1 protein-coding gene is annotated in these 1,257 nt (G+C 59.3%); it reads left to right on the top strand.

Features of this window, described 5'->3' with window-relative positions; genetic code table 11:
- Positions 1-1,257 (top strand): sigma-70 family RNA polymerase sigma factor (locus tag ACIOU6_RS28035; RefSeq protein WP_401140003.1); only part of this gene is annotated, 1,257 nt, incomplete at both ends.

Genomic DNA, 1,257 nt, shown 5'->3' with positions numbered 1-1,257 from the left:
GATCCCCGTACACGAGAGTGCTCCGGATGCGGACGCCCTTATGTTGGCCGACGCCGATACCGACGAGGCCGCTGCGGAAGAAGCAGCCGCTGCGGTGGCGGCGGTGGAGACCGATATCGGTCGCACCACCGACCCGGTGCGCATGTACATGCGTGAAATGGGTACGGTCGAGCTTCTGACTCGTGAAGGCGAAATCGAAATCGCCAAGCGGATCGAAGAGGGCATCCGTGAAGTGATGGGCGCAATCGCGCACTTCCCTGGCACGGTTGACCACATTCTCTCGGAGTACACCCGCGTCACCACCGAAGGTGGTCGCCTGTCCGACGTTCTGAGCGGTTATATCGACCCGGACGACGGCATCGCGCCGCCTGCGGCAGAAGTGCCGCCGCCTGTCGATCCGAAGGCCGTGAAAGCGGACGACGATTCCGACGACGATGAAGCCGATTCTTCCGATGACGAAGAAGAAGCCGAAAGCGGTCCGGATCCGGTTATCGCTGCCCAGCGTTTCGGCGCTGTGTCCGATCAGATGGAAATCACGCGCAAGGCTCTGAAAAAGCACGGTCGCAGCAACAAGGCAGCGATTGCCGAGCTGCTGGCTCTGGCCGAGCTGTTCATGCCGATCAAACTGGTCCCGAAGCAATTCGAAGGCCTGGTCGAGCGTGTTCGCGGCGCCCTGGATCGTCTGCGTCAGCAAGAGCGCGCGATCATGCAACTGTGCGTACGTGATGCACGCATGCCTCGCACCGACTTCCTGCGTCAATTCCCGAGCAATGAAGTCGACGAAAGCTGGTCCGACGCCCTGGCCAAAGGCAAGAGCAAGTACGCCGAAGCCATCGGCCGTGTTCAGCCGGACATCATCCGTTGCCAGCAGAAACTGATCGCGCTGGAAACCGAAACCGGTCTGACCATCGCAGAAATCAAGGACATCAACCGTCGCATGTCGATCGGTGAGGCCAAGGCCCGCCGCGCGAAGAAAGAGATGGTTGAAGCCAACTTGCGTCTGGTGATCTCGATCGCCAAGAAGTACACCAACCGCGGCCTGCAATTCCTCGATCTGATCCAGGAAGGCAACATCGGTCTGATGAAAGCGGTGGACAAGTTCGAATACCGCCGTGGTTACAAGTTCTCGACTTATGCCACCTGGTGGATCCGTCAAGCGATCACTCGCTCGATTGCCGACCAGGCCCGCACCATCCGTATTCCGGTGCACATGATCGAGTCGATCAACAATCTCAACCGTATTTCCCGTCAGATGTT

It is taken from the genome of Pseudomonas sp. NPDC087615 (assembly GCF_044743445.1).
GTDB classification, from domain to species: Bacteria; Pseudomonadota; Gammaproteobacteria; order Pseudomonadales; family Pseudomonadaceae; genus Aquipseudomonas; species Aquipseudomonas baetica_A.
Note: the sequence above shows the minus strand (reverse complement) of the source record. Positions and strands in the feature narration are given on the sequence as shown.